This window comes from Arcobacter aquimarinus (assembly GCF_013177635.1).
GTDB classification, from domain to species: Bacteria; Campylobacterota; Campylobacteria; order Campylobacterales; family Arcobacteraceae; genus Aliarcobacter; species Aliarcobacter aquimarinus.
Genome location: NZ_CP030944.1, coordinates 1,059,459 through 1,076,018 on the forward strand (window position 1 = coordinate 1,059,459; position 16,560 = coordinate 1,076,018).

14 protein-coding genes are annotated in these 16,560 nt (G+C 25.5%); 3 read left to right on the top strand and 11 right to left on the bottom strand.

Annotation, left to right across the window (positions count from 1 at the left end; translation table 11 throughout):
* Nucleotides 1-52: 52 nt before the first annotated feature.
* The 7 genes from AAQM_RS05180 to AAQM_RS05210 form a co-directional block, all read right to left on the bottom strand.
* The gene (locus tag AAQM_RS05180; protein ID WP_129095414.1) at nucleotides 53-940 is read right to left on the bottom strand and encodes a virulence RhuM family protein; all 888 of its coding nucleotides are present in this window, start codon (nucleotides 938-940) and stop codon (nucleotides 53-55) included.
* Between the two features lie 112 nt (nucleotides 941-1,052).
* Nucleotides 1,053-1,331, bottom strand: a complete 279-nt coding sequence (locus AAQM_RS05185) for a type II toxin-antitoxin system RelE/ParE family toxin (protein WP_129095415.1) — start codon at nucleotides 1,329-1,331, stop codon at nucleotides 1,053-1,055.
* Nucleotides 1,331-1,531, bottom strand: a complete 201-nt coding sequence (locus tag AAQM_RS05190) for an addiction module protein (protein WP_129095416.1) — start codon at nucleotides 1,529-1,531, stop codon at nucleotides 1,331-1,333. The genes AAQM_RS05185 and AAQM_RS05190 overlap by 1 nt, the downstream gene beginning before the upstream one ends.
* A 235-nt stretch (nucleotides 1,532-1,766) precedes the next feature.
* The gene (locus tag AAQM_RS05195) at nucleotides 1,767-1,958 is read right to left on the bottom strand and encodes an ORF6N domain-containing protein (RefSeq protein WP_228254528.1); all 192 of its coding nucleotides are present in this window, start codon (nucleotides 1,956-1,958) and stop codon (nucleotides 1,767-1,769) included.
* Nucleotides 1,959-2,166: 208 nt separating this feature from the next.
* Nucleotides 2,167-3,105, bottom strand: coding sequence for an abortive infection family protein (locus AAQM_RS05200; RefSeq protein ID WP_129095417.1), 939 nt, complete (start codon nucleotides 3,103-3,105; stop codon nucleotides 2,167-2,169).
* 53 nt (nucleotides 3,106-3,158) lie between these two features.
* Nucleotides 3,159-4,283 (bottom strand): protein kinase domain-containing protein, encoded by a 1,125-nt coding sequence (locus AAQM_RS05205; protein ID WP_129095418.1) that lies wholly within the window; start codon nucleotides 4,281-4,283, stop codon nucleotides 3,159-3,161.
* Entirely contained in the window at nucleotides 4,283-7,174 is a 2,892-nt protein-coding gene (locus AAQM_RS05210; RefSeq protein WP_129095419.1) for an Eco57I restriction-modification methylase domain-containing protein, read from the bottom strand. Before AAQM_RS05210 ends, AAQM_RS05205 begins: the two co-directional genes overlap by 1 nt.
* A 126-nt stretch (nucleotides 7,175-7,300) precedes the next feature.
* On the opposite strand from AAQM_RS05210, the gene AAQM_RS05215 reads away from it, so the two are divergent.
* Both AAQM_RS05215 and AAQM_RS05220 read left to right on the top strand, forming a co-directional pair.
* On the top strand, nucleotides 7,301-8,431 hold the full coding sequence (locus tag AAQM_RS05215; protein ID WP_129095420.1) for a hypothetical protein: 1,131 nt from the start codon (nucleotides 7,301-7,303) through the stop codon (nucleotides 8,429-8,431).
* A 107-nt stretch (nucleotides 8,432-8,538) separates the two neighbouring features.
* Entirely contained in the window at nucleotides 8,539-9,624 is a 1,086-nt protein-coding gene (locus AAQM_RS05220; protein ID WP_129095421.1) for a CNNM domain-containing protein, read from the top strand.
* Between the two features lie 20 nt (nucleotides 9,625-9,644).
* Here AAQM_RS05220 and AAQM_RS05225 read toward each other — a convergent pair whose 3' ends face one another.
* The gene (locus AAQM_RS05225) at nucleotides 9,645-11,390 is read right to left on the bottom strand and encodes a L,D-transpeptidase family protein (protein WP_129095422.1); all 1,746 of its coding nucleotides are present in this window, start codon (nucleotides 11,388-11,390) and stop codon (nucleotides 9,645-9,647) included.
* 132 nt (nucleotides 11,391-11,522) lie between these two features.
* Between AAQM_RS05225 and AAQM_RS05230 the strand changes: the two genes are divergently transcribed.
* Nucleotides 11,523-12,584 carry an AI-2E family transporter gene (locus tag AAQM_RS05230; protein ID WP_129095423.1) on the top strand — a complete coding sequence of 354 codons (1,062 nt, stop codon included), beginning with the start codon at nucleotides 11,523-11,525 and terminating at the stop codon, nucleotides 12,582-12,584.
* A 9-nt stretch (nucleotides 12,585-12,593) separates the two neighbouring features.
* On the opposite strand, the gene AAQM_RS05235 is transcribed toward AAQM_RS05230, so the two are convergent.
* The 3 genes from AAQM_RS05235 to AAQM_RS05245 are packed head-to-tail and all read right to left on the bottom strand — an operon-like array spanning nucleotide 12,594 to nucleotide 16,502.
* Nucleotides 12,594-13,109 (bottom strand): HugZ family pyridoxamine 5'-phosphate oxidase, encoded by a 516-nt coding sequence (locus AAQM_RS05235; protein WP_228722705.1) that lies wholly within the window; start codon nucleotides 13,107-13,109, stop codon nucleotides 12,594-12,596.
* Nucleotides 13,091-15,451: a helicase HerA domain-containing protein gene (locus AAQM_RS05240; protein WP_129095424.1), complete on the bottom strand. Its 2,361-nt coding sequence runs from the start codon at nucleotides 15,449-15,451 to the stop codon at nucleotides 13,091-13,093. The genes AAQM_RS05235 and AAQM_RS05240 overlap by 19 nt, the downstream gene beginning before the upstream one ends.
* The gene (locus AAQM_RS05245) at nucleotides 15,444-16,502 is read right to left on the bottom strand and encodes a CNNM domain-containing protein (RefSeq protein WP_129095425.1); all 1,059 of its coding nucleotides are present in this window, start codon (nucleotides 16,500-16,502) and stop codon (nucleotides 15,444-15,446) included. The genes AAQM_RS05240 and AAQM_RS05245 overlap by 8 nt, the downstream gene beginning before the upstream one ends.
* Nucleotides 16,503-16,560 lie beyond the last annotated feature (58 nt).

Here is a 16,560-nt window from a genome sequence, read left to right on the forward strand (position 1 = left end):
ATACTCCTTTTTTATTTTTTTGAAGATATATTGTAGCATAGGGTAGGTTTTATTAAGTTTTTTGACGGTTTTGTTTCACTCTTTCCAAAATATCAAAACTTTGTATGTCAAACTTAGAAAATGCAAACCATTTTTTGCCTAAGTCTTTAAGACTAGCTCCTAAATGGTAAATCTCTTTTTTATCGATAATCAAAAATCTATCGTGAGAGTTTTTGAATTCAATAATTTCTATGTTGTTGTATTGTGTTTGATATTTTTGAAAATCAAGTTTTAGTTGTTTTGAAATATTTGCTGTATAAATCTTGATTTTAATATTTGGATATTTTGAAAATATTATAAATACAGTTTCATCTATATAATTATCAATCAAGATTATTTCATTTGTTGCAAGTTTTAATAAATCATTGATAAAGACATAAGCATCAAAAATTTGCCCATCGTAAAATATTCCTTGTTTTGATTTTAAACTATTATTTTCAAGTGAATTTGAGATATTTTCTACTTTTGATTTTAGATTTGATACTTCATTTTCCAAAGATAGAAATCTCTCATTTGTGATTTTTTCACCATTTATCACATAGCCATTTTGGATATAATTTTTTAGAATTGAAGTTGCCCATTGACGGAATCTTACACCTTTTTGGGATTTTACTCTATAACCAACAGAGATAATAACATCTAAGTTATAGTATTCTATATCTCTTTTTACATCTCTTCGACCTTCATTTTGAACTGTCGCAAAATTTGCGACAACTGAAAACTTAATAAGTTCACCTTCTATAAAGATGTTGTTTATATGTTTACCAATAGTTTTTACATCTCTATCAAAAAGTTTGGCTATTTGATTTCTATTTAGCCAAACACTTTCTTGTTCAACTGAAACTTTTAGTTCCAATTCACCATCATTGTAAACTATGATATTTGATATGTTTTCTTGCATTTTTTAGCCTTTTGGATTTATGCAAGAATTATATAAATTTTTTAAAGTAATAACTAAAAATATTACAATTTGTTGTTTTTTTTAGAAAAAGGCGCTTGGCTCTTTTTTTATTTTATAAATAAAATGGTTTTCTATGCTGATGTGCAACAGATAAAACCAAAATTGTATCATCTGAAATTGCATAAAATATACTATATGGAAATCTATGCAATAAACACCTTTTAATATTATTTGTTATGTTCGGATACAAAGTAGGAAATTGTTTTATATTTTCAATACTTTTTTTAACATCACTCTTAAAAGTATCGCCTAAAGTAGCTTTTTGTAGATTGTAATACTCTTTTGCATCTTCAATTTCTAAAAATGCAAGTTTAGATATTTTTAATGTCATTAATTGAACACTTCTTCCAAAGATAGTGTTTCTAAATTTCCATTTTTATATTCTTCCAATCTTTTTTCAGATTCCTCTATCCAAAGTTTTTCAATCTCTTTGTTTGGTTCATTTAAACTTAAAATCAAACTTTCAATTATCAGGTATTTTTCCTGAGGTTTTAAATTGATAGCTTCTTTTATAATCTCATTTGTTCCCATCAAAAAATCCTTTAAATGATATATTAGATTTTATCTAAATAATAATTAGAAGTATACTTTCATATAAATTTCTAATAATTGAATTTATGATTTATTTCAATCTCCAAAATCTCTAAACTTTTCATCGTGGATATTTAAACTTGGAATATTTTGAGAGATTAACTTTCGCTTTTTAAAATAGAACTTAACATAGAAACACCTTGTTCTGTAAAAGCATAGGGTATTTTTCGTAAACTCATTTTATCATTGGAAGTTGAAACATAAATTCTTCAGGAAATCGCTCAATATTCCTTCTGACTTGTTTATTTAATCTTCGTGTTTCCACATGATAAAGTTCCGCTAAATCTCTATCTAAAATTACTTGTTGGTTTCTTATTGTATGAATTTTATCTTTTATATTGTTTTCATTTATTATAAGTTCTTGCATTTTTTTGCCTTTTGAATTTATGCAAGAATTATATAAAGTTTTTTGATTTGGAGTTAAAAATATTATAATTTTTAATTTTTGTTTTCTTTTTTTAATTTTTATAAAATAAAATTACATTGATAAAAGCCTTAGATTAGGCATTTAAATCAAATTTGTTTTTTATTTACCAAAAAAATAAACCATATTCTTTTTTTCTCCATTTCTTTATCTATTTAATATCTTTTTCTGCTGTTGTTAAAAATACTAATGTTGAAGCTGTCATATGAAGCATATAAGCTACTAAATAATTTGGAATAATTGTAGGTTCTGTTCCTTGACCATGTCCACTTAATTTATTTCTGCCAGTTGGAATACTACTTTCTAACATACTTCTCAATGAAGTAAATTGTCCCTGCCAAAATAATGGAATTAGGTTATTATCAAAACAAATTTGAATTAAATTTTTTGCTGTATCGCCACTTTTATACTGCCATTTATGTTTATCACATATTGATTTCATTGTACTTTCAAATGCTTTTAAACAATCATTTAAAGATTCTTTATTTTTGCCATGTCTATAATGCTCATAAGCACTTAAGAATTCTTCTTGTGCACCTTTATAATTTTTTTCATTTAAAAGTTTTAAGGCTGGTTTTACCGCTTCTGAATGAAGTAATTCTGAATCAATTCTAATAATTTCATTTTCTACAAATTGAAATCCAACTCCATGCTCTTTGAAACGATAATTTAACTCATTTATAGCATTTTCAATTAATTCAGATGTATTATGTCTATGTAAATAATTATAATCTTTAGTATAAACACTAATAGCTTTAAAACTTAACTCTATAACATCAATTATTTTTTCTATATCTTTTTCATTTAATAAAAAATTTGCTAATTCATTTAAATACATTCTATCGCCATATTTATCATGACTTGGTAAATGAAAAAGTCCATATTCTCGACAAAGAGTATCTACAATTAATTTATAAGCTGATTTTACACTTTCACGATAGCTATAATAATCATTACTATTGCCTAAAACATCATACCAAATATGTACTATTTGAACTCGTAAGGGATTTGGGACATTGTCATATGTATATACATCAGGAATATCGCCTCTTAATTTTTTTTGTCTTTTTGAAAATAAATCAAATATCATTCTCGCTCCTTTGTAATTCAATAATATTTTTATATTTCTTTATTTTTAATTCTTTAAAATGGTATTTCTGTATCATCATAATAATCTGAAAAAGATTCAATATTTAAAAATCTTGTTTCTAAATTATATAAAATTATATTTTGTTTTTCTAAAGAACTGAGTTTAAATAAATTTAAAAAATTTTCAAAAATATAAACAGGAAATTGTTTGTTTTTCCTATATTTATAACTTCCTGATATAAAAATACGAAGAATATTTACAGGATTAATATACTCTTCAAGTAAAGTTCTTTTTTGTAGTAACTCCAAATCTTTTATTATTAAATTAGCATTTATAATTATCTTTGAACTTTCTTCTCTTGAAGATAAAGCATCAGAAAAATATTTAGCAAATTTTAAATAATTTTGTTTTTCACTATAATCAAATAATTCAATTATATTTTTTTCCTCTTCTTTTATACCTCTTAGTATATTTTGAAAAGAATCTACTCTATTTATTGAATTTAGTTCAATCATTTTATTTAAAATATTATGATATTTGAAAGAACAGCCAATATTATTAATTATATTTTTGAATAATCTACCAATAAAAAATATTTCTGTTTGAAAGTTATATGTATTAGTTTTAAAATCATCTGGTTTTTCACCACCCCACCAATTTAAGCTAATGCTTTTTTCATCATCGTGTATAAATTCTTGTTGTTTACCAAATCCAAAATCAATTATTTTTACATTGTGATTATTATCCACCATTATATTTGAAGGTCTAATATCACGATGTAAAATTGAATTTTCTTCTAAATATACGAATCCATCTATTACTTGCTCAAAAATATTATTTATATTTTCAGGATATTTTTCAAGATAACAATCTAGTTCTAACCCTTCTATAAATTCCATTACAATATAACCCGTAAAATAATTAGAATATAAGTAATAATTAAAAACTCTTACTATATTTTTATGATAGAGAAGATGTAAAAGTTTTATTTCTGTTATAAAATTTTTAAAATATTGTTCCTTTGATACACCATTGATTGGCTTATATTTTTTACAAACAAATTCAACATCTAAATCTTCGTCTTTTAGTAAAACAGTTTTTCCTAATGCACCTTGACCTATTTCTTTTAAAAATTTGAAATCTTTTTGTCGTATAAACTTAATATCATCTTTGTTCATCAAATACCCTCAATAATTTTAATTTCATCTTCTGTTAAATCATAAAGTTTATAAACCATATTATCAATTTCTTTTTCATTTGAAATGCAAATATTTTCTAATATTTCAAGTTCTTTTTTTAGTTTGATTTCTCTATCAAAATTATCATTTTTTATAGCTTCATCAAGTAGAATTTTATAATCTTTAATTTTTTGTTTAGCTTCCAAAATCTCATCTACAAGTTTTATAAATGGTTTTTGTGATTCTTCATCTATTTTTGGGATTGGAAAAACTTCAACAAAGATTTTTGATAATTGATAACCTTGTCCTACTTGTCTTATAGACTGTTTCATATAATGTAACAAAGATTTAGAATTAAGAATAGAAATAATATATTTTAGATTATTTCCTTCAATTAAAAAAGCTGTTTTGTCTAAATAATAACCATTCTTGTCATACTCAAAAGCATTTGGATTACTTGCTATTTCTGGATATATGATTTTATCTTTTTCAAAGCTACTTAAATAAGCACAACTTCTTAGATTATAAGAAGTAATACCTTTATCACTTCTTTTTTCTAATTTGTCATAATATTGGTCTAAATGTTCTTTAATAGCTTGATAATTTTCTATATTAACTGGTGGATTATTATGTGAATTGATAAGCCATTTATTTGCGAACATTACAGAATATTTTTTAATATCTTTTCCTCTTAAAAGTGGTTTAATAATTTCTAAACTTTTAGAGTCTTTTTTTATTAATTCATTTTTAATATTTTCATCTATAATAAATGCTTCATTAAATCCAGTTTTTATTCCATAATTTATCTTTATATCCCACTCTTTTAGAGGAATACCTATTTTTTCTATTTTTTGTTTTATTGCTAATTCTTTTGGGTTTGAAAAGCTAAAGCTAGTTTTTGTTAAATCATTTTGTTTCATTTCATAATTATTTATCAAATCAATATCTACCACTTGAAAAATCGTATTTTCACTTGGAATTTGTTTTTTAAATATTGTTATTGCACTATCAACTGTAGCATCTTCAAAAATTTTTACTCCGTTAAAATCTGCTATTGATTCAATGGTTGTATTCTCTAAAATATATTCTCTTAAATTTTCTCCATATTTTGCTCTAAAAAATTTATTAGAACAAATATACCCTTTTAATCCGTTTTCTTTTAACATTCTAATTCCAAGTTCATAAAAGTAAACATATAAATCTGCTGTTCCATTTGCTACTTCATAAATCTTACTTAATGCTTCTTTTTGTTCTTTGATTGCTTCTTGTCTTACATAAGGCGGATTTCCAATAACAACATCAAAACTATTTTCTTCAAATGGCATTTCAAGAAGTGAATTAGCACAAACAATCTTATCATTCAAATTAGTCAAAGCTCTACCTTTTTGAGCAGTTCTTAGCCACAAAGATAATCTTGCTATTTCAACAGCATCTTCATTTATATCCACACCATAAAGGTTATGTTCTAATACGCTTTCTTCTACTGTATAAGAAGAAAACAAATCTCCCATAAGTGCAAGGTCATTTTGTAGTTGTTTATGTTCTTTTATCAAGTATTCTAAAGCTTGATTTAAAAACGCACCACTTCCACACGCAGGGTCAAGAATTTTTAGATTAAAAAGCCAATCTTTATATGTTTCAAGATTATCTTTTATTTGCTGTTCTACTTTTGTAAGTTTTTTTGGATTTGTTGGTGCTGTAATATTTGAAAGATTTAGTTCTTCTCTTTTATCAAGGCACATTTTTCCTAGTGTGTTTTCTACTATATATTTTGTGATATATTCAGGAGTATAAAAAACTCCATCTTTTTTTCTTTTTGATTTTGTTTTATCAAAATTTGTATTTTCTATATTTGCTTGAAGTTCTTCTAAATCTGTCAAAGATTGTTCAAATATGTGTCCTAGTATATTTACAGATATTTCACTTTCAAAGTTATAGCTACTTAGTTTTTGAGCTTCCATATTTAGGTTTTCATCATCTATTTTTAGATTATCAAGTAACTCATCTTTGGCAAATAATCCACCGTTGTATTTTGGAATATTTAGTTTTTCATTTCCTTCATTTATGGCATTGAAGTAGATTTTGTAGTATTCATACATAGAGTTTCCAAAGACATCTTGGCTGTGTCTTGTGATTATCTCTTTTATAGTGTTTGGTGTTAAAAGTCCTCTATCTTCTGCAAATAGTATAAATATGATTCTATCGCATAGCTTTTGTGTTAGTCTTAGAAGTGTTGATTTGTCTATGTTTTCATTGTTTTTTACAATATTTTCAAAAAGATGAGTTCTAAAAGCACTAAAGTCTTTGTATAACTCTTTTGAGATATTTTGCTCAAAGGTTGCTGTTTTTTCTTTTAGTTTTAGTGGAATATCCTCTTTGATACTTTCAAAAGAGATTAAAAGATGAAGCTTTTTAAACTCTTCATAACTAAGATTAAAAAGAGAAAATTTTTCATAAGCTGTTTTTTTGTCGATATAAAATCGTAGTTCATCAAAGTTTGAGATGATGATATATTTTGAGTTTGAGTGTGAAGCATGATAGTTGAAAGCTTGTGTTTCTATCTTGTCAAGATTTTTTGTATCTTGGGCTTTTAGTTCGATTACTCCTATTACTTTGTTATCTACATATATTACACCATCTGCTTTTTTGCCATCGGTTTCGTTTTTCTTCTCTCGCTCAAGATTGTAGTTTGAGGGATTTGTCATATCAAGGGTATAACCCAAACAGTTTTCAAAAACATCTTTTAGAAATCCATCTTGATATTTTTCTTCTTTTACTGTTTTGATATAATCAACTTTTGCTAAAAACTCTTGAAACTTTGCCCAACGAAGTGCTACTAAACTCTCATCTTGTTTGATACTATTTATTACTGATTTTTGAAACATAGACATAAAAATAAAACCTTTTGTAATTTTAAAATAATTATTTTATCCAAATGAGATAAAAACAACTTGATTGAATTTAAAATTTTTTTAGCTATAATCAAAACCATTTAGAAAACTTAAGAAGAAGAAACCTTGCAATTTACAATAACAGACAAAATAAAAAACCTAGAAATAGATGACATAAAAGAGAATCTTTTTCATTACTCATACGACAATAAAAGTTTAAAAGCCTTAGTTAAAAATAACACATCAACAGAAGATATTTCATATATTTCAGCTTATAGTAGCTTCAAAGGTGAAATTTATGAAAATATAATATATGAGTTATTATTAGAGTATGCACTAAGTCAAGATGAGATTACAAAGTTTGTGTTAAAAGGACCATATCAAGATAAAGAGAATCTTTTTATAAAAAGTGGACTTTTAATAGATAGTAGTTCTCAAATAGTATATAAATCAGCATATAAAGATATTAGCGAATTTGATGCTTTGTTTTTTACAAAAGATAGCGTATATTTTGTGGAGATGAGCACTTCAAAAAAAACAGCTAGTTTAAATAAAAGATTGGTAAAAAAATGTGCTTTATTGAAGATGATTTTTCCAACACTAAAAATAAAAGCTTTGATAGTTGTAACAGCTGGTTCTACAGGTCTTAGAAATTTTCCAGAGTATGCGACTATTTGGACTACAAAAGATTTAGAAGATGAAGAGTTAATAGAAAAGATAATTTTTGCAAAAAAAGTAAAAAATGACATCCAAACTCTAAAAGCTCCAGAAAATAAAAAATATATTGAAGCTTGTAAAATAAAATATAAAAAGTTTCAGTATTTTCCAACCTTAGAGTGGATTTTAAATACTTCAAGACAAAATCCAAAGTTTGCAGTTGATTTGAAATTTTTCTCATCTGTTAAGCTTGGATTATTTTTTGATATTTACACAAAGTTATATATAGGATATATAAATACAGAAGAGTTTTTAGAGTTATATAGTGAGTTTAATCTAAAAGTTAAAACAAATAGAATCATAGTAACAATAGAAAAAGTAAATCAAACAGAGCTAGATATAGTTTATTATGTAAAAGAGACAAATGGAAAACTAAAAAGAGTAAGACTTGAAGAGGATAATATATCTATAAAAGATAAAGAATTAGATGGATTTACAAATGCTGAAGTAAGATTTTTTATGAAAGTTTTAGAAGAGAAACACCATTTAAAAGTAGAAAATATAAAACATATACAAAAAAACATCTCACTAATCAAATAATATGGTATAATTCGCCTCAAAAAATTTAAAAAGGATTAAAGAAAAATGAATTCGACCGACTCCTATTATAGGCGTACCTTAAATATTACTTTTATGGGGTGTAAAAAATGACCCTTCTAATCACTTATCTATCTATCGCGTTGTTTGTTTCTTTTATGTGTTCTGTTCTTGAAGCTGTTTTACTTTCTAGTACTTCTTCTTATATAGAAACATTATCAAAAGATGGTAATTCTAAAACTGCTAAAAAATTAAAAGATTTAAAAGCAAATATTGATAAACCAATATCTTCTATCTTAATACTTAATACTTTTGCTCATACTATGGGAGCAGCTGGTGTTGGAGCTCAAGCACAACTTTTATTTGGTAATGAGTGGCAGACATTGATTGCATTTGTTTTAACTTTATTGATTCTTTATGTTTCAGAAATTATTCCAAAAACAATAGGTGCTATTTATTGGAAAAATCTTTTAGTTCCAGCTGCTTATATCATATTTTTTATGATTAAAGTTACTTATCCTTTGGTTTGGTTTTCAAGCCTTATTACCAACTATATTTCAAGAGGTAAAAAAGATGAAATCAATTTTTCAAGAGATGAGATTATGGCTGTTGTATCTATGGGGGAAAAAGAGGGTTCTATTCACTCAAAAGAGAGTGTTTTAATAGAAAATCTTTTCAAATTAAAAAACATAAAAACAAAAGAGATTATGACACCAAGAAGTGTAGTGTTTGCTCTAAAATCAGACATTACAGTTGAAGAAGCTATTGAAGATGATAAGATGTATATTCATTCAAGAATACCAATTTATAGTGAATCAATAGATGATATTATAGGAATAGTATTTAATCAAACTATTTTAGAAGAGAGTGTTGAAGAAAGAGACCACACAATTTTAAGAGATATTACGGTTCCTGTTCATAAGATTTCAGAAAATGTTCCAGTTTCTGTATTAATAGATTTATTTGTAAAGAGAAAAACTCACTTATTTATAGTTCATGATAACTATGGTCAAACAAGTGGAGTTGTAACTTTAGAAGATGCTATTGAGACACTTTTAGGTGTTGAAATAGTTGATGAGATGGATGAAGTTGAAGATATGCAAGCTTTTGCAAAAGATAAAAGTAAACAATTCCAAGATAAATTATTAGTAGAAAAGAAAAGAATCCAAAAGTTAGATTTGTCTAAACAAATCTAAAACTTACAAATCAAAAAGGGTTAAAATAATAACTCTTTTTGCATTTTATCAAAGTTATAAATATCTTCCCTAAATTGAAGTTTTTCATTTTCATCTACCCAAGCTGTAAGATAGATGATATGAATAGGAATTTTGTTGTTTAAGCCAACTGATTTTTCACTTGTTTCTTTAAAAAACTCATCAGCTTTTTGTAAAGTTATATTTTTATCATCAGTTGCAATAAGATTCAATAACTCTTGAGGTTTAGAAAGTCTAATACAACCATGAGAATAAGCTCTTCTAGCATTTGCAAACAAAGATTTAGCAGGAGTATCATGTAAATAAACAGCATGTTTATTTGGGAACATAAATTTTACTTTTCCAAGAGGATTTTCATTGCTTGGTCCTTGAGTAAATCTAAAATTTGGAACAGATTCAATATCTTGTAAAATTAAAGTTTCTATAACTTCTTTTGTTTCAATTTTTGAAGCATCTCTATCCCAACCTTGATAAATTTCTATGCCTTTTGTATCTAAATAATTTGGATCTTTTAGAAGTTTTGGAAGAATCTCTTTTTTTGTAATACTTTCAGGAATATTCCAGTTCGGATTTAAAACAATATAAGACATTTTGTCTGAAAAGATTGGAGTAGGGTATTTTTTATCCCCAACTATTACAGCCATATTTAGTTTTATGTTATTGTTTTCTATAACTCTTAGTTTATACTCTGGAATATTTACTAATAGATATTTTTCACCAAAATCTCTAGGAAGCCATCTCATTCTTTCAAGATTTAGTTTTATTTTATTTATTTTTTCTTTTGCACTCATATTTAAAAAATTTTGAGTTTGAAGACCTACTATTCCATCGGCATAAAGTCCATGACTTTGTTGAAATGAGATAACAGCATTTTTCAAATCTTCATCAAAAATCTCTTCACAAGAAATATTTTCTTCTGTTTGTATCTCTTGGTTTTGAATATTTGCATCCAATGAAGTTACATTTGTTGTTAAATTTTGTGCATCTATAATATTTTCACAATTTATTGAGATATTTTCACTTTGCGCTAGTCTTTCTCTTAATGTTTTAACAATAGGAGATTTATCGCCAATTCTTAGAGTTTTAAAAGGTGGAAGTTTTATATAATCCCCATTTTGTGCTATTTGTTCTAGCTGTTTTATTGAATCCAATAATTTATTTGCATTTGGGAAATTGTAATCTAGTTGATTAAATGAAATAGATAAATCATTGTTTTTAGAAGCTTCTATAAGAAGTCTTTTTTTATCTTTTTCGATTTTATATCTATCCCATTGTGCTTTTATTTCGCTTTGTTTTTCTAAATCTTTTAATTTATTTTGAAAGGCTTTCCAGTTTATAGAGCCTTCAAGTAAATAAGAGCTATATTTATCATAAAGTTCTGTCAATAAAAAGTCAATTTCCAAAAGTTTTTCTTCAAAGTTTTCATCAAGATTATTTAGACTTTCCAGTTTATTTTCTATTTGTGTAATTTTTAATTTATCCAAATCATTTGATTTTAAAACAGGGTCATTTTTGATTTTTTCTAAAAGTTGGATAGAAATATTTTTTATTTCATTGTTTTGTGTCCAAAAAGTTTGATAGTTGTTTTGTTTATAATATTCTGTAAGATTTTTTTTATTTGTAAAAGTTGGTTTATACTTTTGTAATAAATAGTCATTTATATTTGAGTTTTTACTCTCTAATAAATTTGCAATTAAGTAACTATTTATAAAAAAAATAGAAACAACAATAAACTTAAGTCTATTCATATTTGGTCTCTCCGAATTTATGATTGTTTTTGAGAGCTTAAAATACCCAAAAAATGATTAAAATATAGTAATTTATATAGTTTTTTCTCTTTAATTTGCTACTATATCAATAAAAAAGTATAAAGGTAGATTTTGGAAAATATAATAAAAGAATCAAATTTTGCAAAGGCATTTTATTTTTTTGGGTTTATGTTTTTAGTAATTTATGCACTAAATAGTTTAAGCTCTATTTTAACACCAATTGCAATAGCTATTTTAATTTGGTTTTTGATAAATGCTTTAGCAACTCAAATAAAAAGAGTTCCATTTTTAAGTGAAAAAATAGGGAATATAATAGCAATTCCTTTATCTTTAATAATAATAATTTATTCAATGGTTGAAATAGGAAGTTTTATTGCTTCAAGTATGATGGAATTAAGTTCTACTATTTCTCAACTTGATGGAAAAGTAAACTTATTGATTACAAAGCTTTCATCAATGACTTCTTTTGACTTTACAACTCCACTACAAAAGTTTTTTCAAGAATTCAGTCTTTCAAGTGTTATAAATAAAATAATTGCTGCTTTTAGTTCTATTTTTAGTAATATCATTCAAATATTTTTATATGTTCTTTTTTTATTGATAGATCAACAGTTCTTTAATTCAAAACTAAATGCACTTTTTCCTAAAAAAGAGACAAGAGAAAAAGCTAATCATATTTTAAACTCTATTTCAAAAGGTGTAAAAACATATATTTTTATCACTACAGTTATTAGTTTGATTACTGGATTCTTAACATATTTGATTTGTGAAATGTTTTCACTTCAAGGTGCTGTTTTATGGGGATTTATTGCTTTTGTATTAAATTTTATACCAACTATTGGAAGTATCATTGCTGTTTTAATTCCAGTGATTTTTGCACTTATTCAGTTTCCAGAACTTTCTGATGTTTTATTATTGAGTTTATGTTTAATAATAATTCAATTTGTAATAGGGAATATTTTATATCCAAGACTTATGGGAAATAAATTAAATATTTCTCAATTTGTTGTTATTTTATCTTTGGTTATTTGGGGTGCGATGTGGGGAACAGTAGGAATGTTTTTATCAGTTCCTTTGATGATGATTTTGATGATTACTTTAGCACAATTTCATAGTACAAAAAATCTTGCTATTTTAATTTCAGGAGATGGAAAGATTTTGGGAGAAAAATAGAGTTAATCTCTATTTTTCTCCATGCCCTGTGTGTGGAAGATTTGTTCTTTCTACAAAAACTTCAAAGTTTTCGCCACCTAAATTATAGGCTTTTCCAAAACCAAAAACAGCTTCTCCATAAAAAGGTGTAAATTCAAAAAGATAGAAATCTTTCATTTTATAAAGCATATCTATCATCTCTTTTCCAAATTTTTCTCTAAATTGTTCAAGTATCTCTTCTTCTTGTTTTGTATTTTGCTCCAATTTTTTTGTATCACATTGAATAGAAACTCTTTTTTTTCCAAAGATGTTTTTACAATCCTTTTCATCTTCACAAAAGAAAATAGAAGCTTTTGAGTTTAAACTCAAATTTGAAGAGTGTTTTGCCATCAAAGACAGATAAACATAATATTTGTGTTTGTATTTTACAAATGGAGCATAAGATGAAAAAGGAAAACCTTTTTCATCAAGCGAAGCTATCGTAAGACTTTTTAAAGGCTCTAAAAATTCATTTAAATTTTCTGTTATCATAATTGTTCTTTCCATAATAATTCTAATTTTATATTGTAAATATCACTTCTTTTTGGTTTGATAAAAATCTCTTCAACAGGATAGTTTGAACTTAGATTTGAAGAGTTGATTTTCTCAATCTCATTTTCAAGTAAAGTTTTAAGACTCTCTTTTTGCTCTTGTAGTTGATTTATTTCATTTTCTACTTGCTTTACATCATTTTTTTCTTTTAAGATTTTTGTAGCACCTTTTGCACTAGTTGCTACTTTTCCAATAGTTGTTGCTGTTGATGACCTACCAAAAAAAGCTCCTAAAATAGAAGTTCCTATAGCGATTATAGTATCTGTTGTAGTAGATGTTGCTTGTTGTTGTTCCCTTTGAAGTTTTTCATATAAAGAGTTTAGTTTTTTTTCAAAAGAGTCATTCTCTTTTTTGAATCTTTCTTGAAGTTTTTCAACTTCTAAATCAATTTTTTCATTTAGTCTATCTTGTAGTCTAATTTTAAAATCACTTAAACTCTCATCTTGTTTTGAAGTAATTTTTAAAGCATCATTTTTGTACAAGGTAAGTTTTGAATTTCTATAAACATAATCAGCAAAACTTTTTTCTATTGATTTTAATTCCCTTTCATTTTGAATAAAACTTGGAATTTCATAATAAAAAGAGTTTGCTTTCTCTTTTGTATCATAAAAATTTGATTCAAGTTCTTCTTTTTCATCAAAATTTATCTCTTTTATTGTTTCATCTAAATAGATTTTAAAACTTTCATTAGTTTTTAAATCTATATCTTTACTTGCATTTACATAGTGAATATCACAAGAACAAATCAAATAAGGTTGTAAATAATAAGCACTATTTTGAGATGAATAGTGATATTTCTGAGATAAATTATTTGGAATAATAGGTTTTGGAATACTTTTTTCTATGTTTATTAAAGTGTGGCTTTCTTCATTTTTTTGTTCTTTTTTTGATGAAGAGTTTAATTTTTCAGCCATTAGTTTTTTTATTCCCTCTTTAGGAATCGGACCTTTTAAGTATGATAAAGCCCATCTTGTTTGAAATAGTTTTATTCCATCTTCATTTATGTTTTTAAGAATAAAATTTCTTTTTTCTAAATTTGATAGAAGATTCATAATCTCATTTTTATCTAAATTCCCTTCATTTGTAGAACTTAATCCATCAATTACTTTTTCTTTATCTTGTTTAGTTTGAAGTCGTCCTATAAACCAAGTTCCAATATTTGCTAAACCTTTATAATCTATATCAACTGGATTTTGAGTAGATAAAATAATTCCAATTCCAAAACTTCTTGCTTGTTTTAAAAGTGTAAGCATCGGTAATTTTGATGGAGGATTTGAATTTGGTGGAAAATATCCAAAAATTTCATCCATATAAAGTAGGGCTTTAAGCGAAGTAGTTCCCTCTTGTCTTCTCATCCAAGAAACCATTTGATTTAATAAAAGTGAAACAAAAAACATTCTTTGAGAATCGTTTAGATGAGCGATTGAAAAAATAGAAACTTTTGCTTTTCCTGATTCATCATAAAGTAGATTTGAAATATCTAAAGTTTCTCCTTCTATCCAAGTTTTAAAAGCTGGATTTGCAATAATTGTATTCAGTTTAAGGGCAAGTTTTAGTCTATCTGCTTGAGCAAAAAATGTCTCTAAATCAAAGATTCCTATTTTTGAAAAAGGAGGAGTTACAATCAAAGTAATTAATTCTTCAAGACTTAAATCTTTTCCTTCTAAAAAATAGTTCATAAAGATTGAAGAGATTAAAATAGACTCTTTTGATGAAGAATCATTTTTTTCATCAATCAAAGATAAAATAGATGAAACTGTAGAGTTTATCAAAGAAACTAATAAATCATTATCTTCTAAAACTTCTTTTGAAGGTGCTTTAAAAGATGACAAAATAGAGATTTGAACTCCTGCGTTACTTCCTGGAGTATAAATAGTAAAATCAGCAGAGTTTTTTAGTTTTTCAACTCTATTTGCACTTTGAAAATCTTTTTCAAGTCCATTTTTCCATAAATCAGCAGTTTTTTGTGCAAAATCTTTTACATTTAAACCATTGTTTATTGCATCTTGTTCTTCAATCCAAGGTTCAAAATCACTTCCATTTAGATTTGGAAAAGTAAGAAGTAGATTTGTCATATCACCTTTAGGGTCAATAATTATTGAAGGAATATTATCAATAGCAGCTTCTTCTAAAAGTGAAATACCAAGTCCTGTTTTTCCACTTCCTGTCATACCAATAATAGCAGCATGAGTTAGTAAATCTTTATTTTTATAAACCAAAGGAACATAGTTTTCATTTATCTTTTCTTTTCCAATATAAAAAAGTTTTAATTTTTCATAATCAAAAGTATTACTCATTTGTTAAATCCTCTATTTTAGATTTTTCTTTTCTTTTTGCTTTCATTTTATTTAAAGCAAGTTTTCTCATATCAGCAGTAGTGTCTAGTTCATCCATAATTTCAAGTCCTAATATAGTTTCTAAACAATCTTCTAAAGTTACAATACCTTCTGTTTGGTTATAAGAATCATGAACTATAAACATATGTTCCTTTTTTTGAATAAAAAGTTTTAAAGCTTTTGCCACATGAATATTCTCATGTAGCGAAAATACTGGTTTCATAATATCTTCAAGGGTTTTATTGCTTTCTGTTAATTCTTGTTTAAAAATTTTTTTACTTAAAACTATTCCTACAATATTATCTATACTATCTTCATAAATAGGAATTCTTGAAAATTTAAAAGTTCTTTTATCTTCAATAATATCTTTAAGTAGAGTACTTTTTTCAACTGCATAAACAACTGATCTTGGAGTTAATATATCTTTTAATCTAACATTATTAAGTTTTAGAGTATTTTCAATTATTTGAGATTCAAAATCTCCAATAACCCCTTCTTCTTCACTTAATAAAGTTGATTGAATTAACTCTTCTCTTGAAATTGTATCACAACTCTCTTTTCCAATTTTTTTTGTAATAAATTGAGTTATTAAAATAATTGGATAAGTGATAAAAATGAAAATATTTATAATTCTTGCAGCTAATGGTGCTAATTGTTTCCAATAAATTGCACCTATAGTTTTTGGAATTATTTCAGCAAAAAACAAAATCATAAAAGTAAGAATTATAGAAATTATCATAACTAAAGTGCTATTTGATTCAAAAACAGTTTGTGCTTGTACTCCAATTGCAGTTGCGCCTAAAGTATTAGCAATAGTATTTAAAATAAGGATAGAAGCGATAGATTTATCTATATCCGTTTTTAATTTTTTTAGTAAACTTCCTAAGTAAGGTTGATTTTTTTCTAACACTGAAATATAAGTAATATTTGTGGATAATAAAACAGATTCTAAAACAGAACATAAAAACGAAGTTCCAATAACAAGAACAAATAGAAAGATTAAAATTTCCATTTCATCTCACTTTTTATAAGAATTTGACTATGGGAATGAACTTCCAAAAAATACTCCT

Excerpts from the sequence above, each read along its gene's own strand:
- AAQM_RS05185 (WP_129095415.1), bottom strand. The coding sequence starts at position 1,331 with ATGACATTAAAAATATCTAAACTTGCATTTTTAGAAATTGAAGATGCA.
- AAQM_RS05240 (WP_129095424.1), bottom strand. The coding sequence starts at position 15,451 with ATGAGTAATACTTTTGATTATGAAAAATTAAAACTTTTTTATATTGGA.
- AAQM_RS05235 (WP_228722705.1), bottom strand. The coding sequence starts at position 13,109 with ATGGAAAGAACAATTATGATAACAGAAAATTTAAATGAATTTTTAGAG.
- AAQM_RS05205 (WP_129095418.1), bottom strand. The coding sequence starts at position 4,283 with ATGAACAAAGATGATATTAAGTTTATACGACAAAAAGATTTCAAATTT.
- AAQM_RS05190 (WP_129095416.1), bottom strand. The coding sequence starts at position 1,531 with ATGGGAACAAATGAGATTATAAAAGAAGCTATCAATTTAAAACCTCAG.
- AAQM_RS05225 (WP_129095422.1), bottom strand. The coding sequence starts at position 11,390 with ATGAATAGACTTAAGTTTATTGTTGTTTCTATTTTTTTTATAAATAGT.
- AAQM_RS05220 (WP_129095421.1), top strand. The coding sequence starts at position 8,539 with ATGACCCTTCTAATCACTTATCTATCTATCGCGTTGTTTGTTTCTTTT.
- AAQM_RS05245 (WP_129095425.1), bottom strand. The coding sequence starts at position 16,502 with ATGGAAATTTTAATCTTTCTATTTGTTCTTGTTATTGGAACTTCGTTT.
- AAQM_RS05180 (WP_129095414.1), bottom strand. The coding sequence starts at position 940 with ATGCAAGAAAACATATCAAATATCATAGTTTACAATGATGGTGAATTG.
- AAQM_RS05195 (WP_228254528.1), bottom strand. The coding sequence starts at position 1,958 with ATGCAAGAACTTATAATAAATGAAAACAATATAAAAGATAAAATTCAT.
- AAQM_RS05200 (WP_129095417.1), bottom strand. The coding sequence starts at position 3,105 with ATGATATTTGATTTATTTTCAAAAAGACAAAAAAAATTAAGAGGCGAT.
- AAQM_RS05210 (WP_129095419.1), bottom strand. The coding sequence starts at position 7,174 with ATGTCTATGTTTCAAAAATCAGTAATAAATAGTATCAAACAAGATGAG.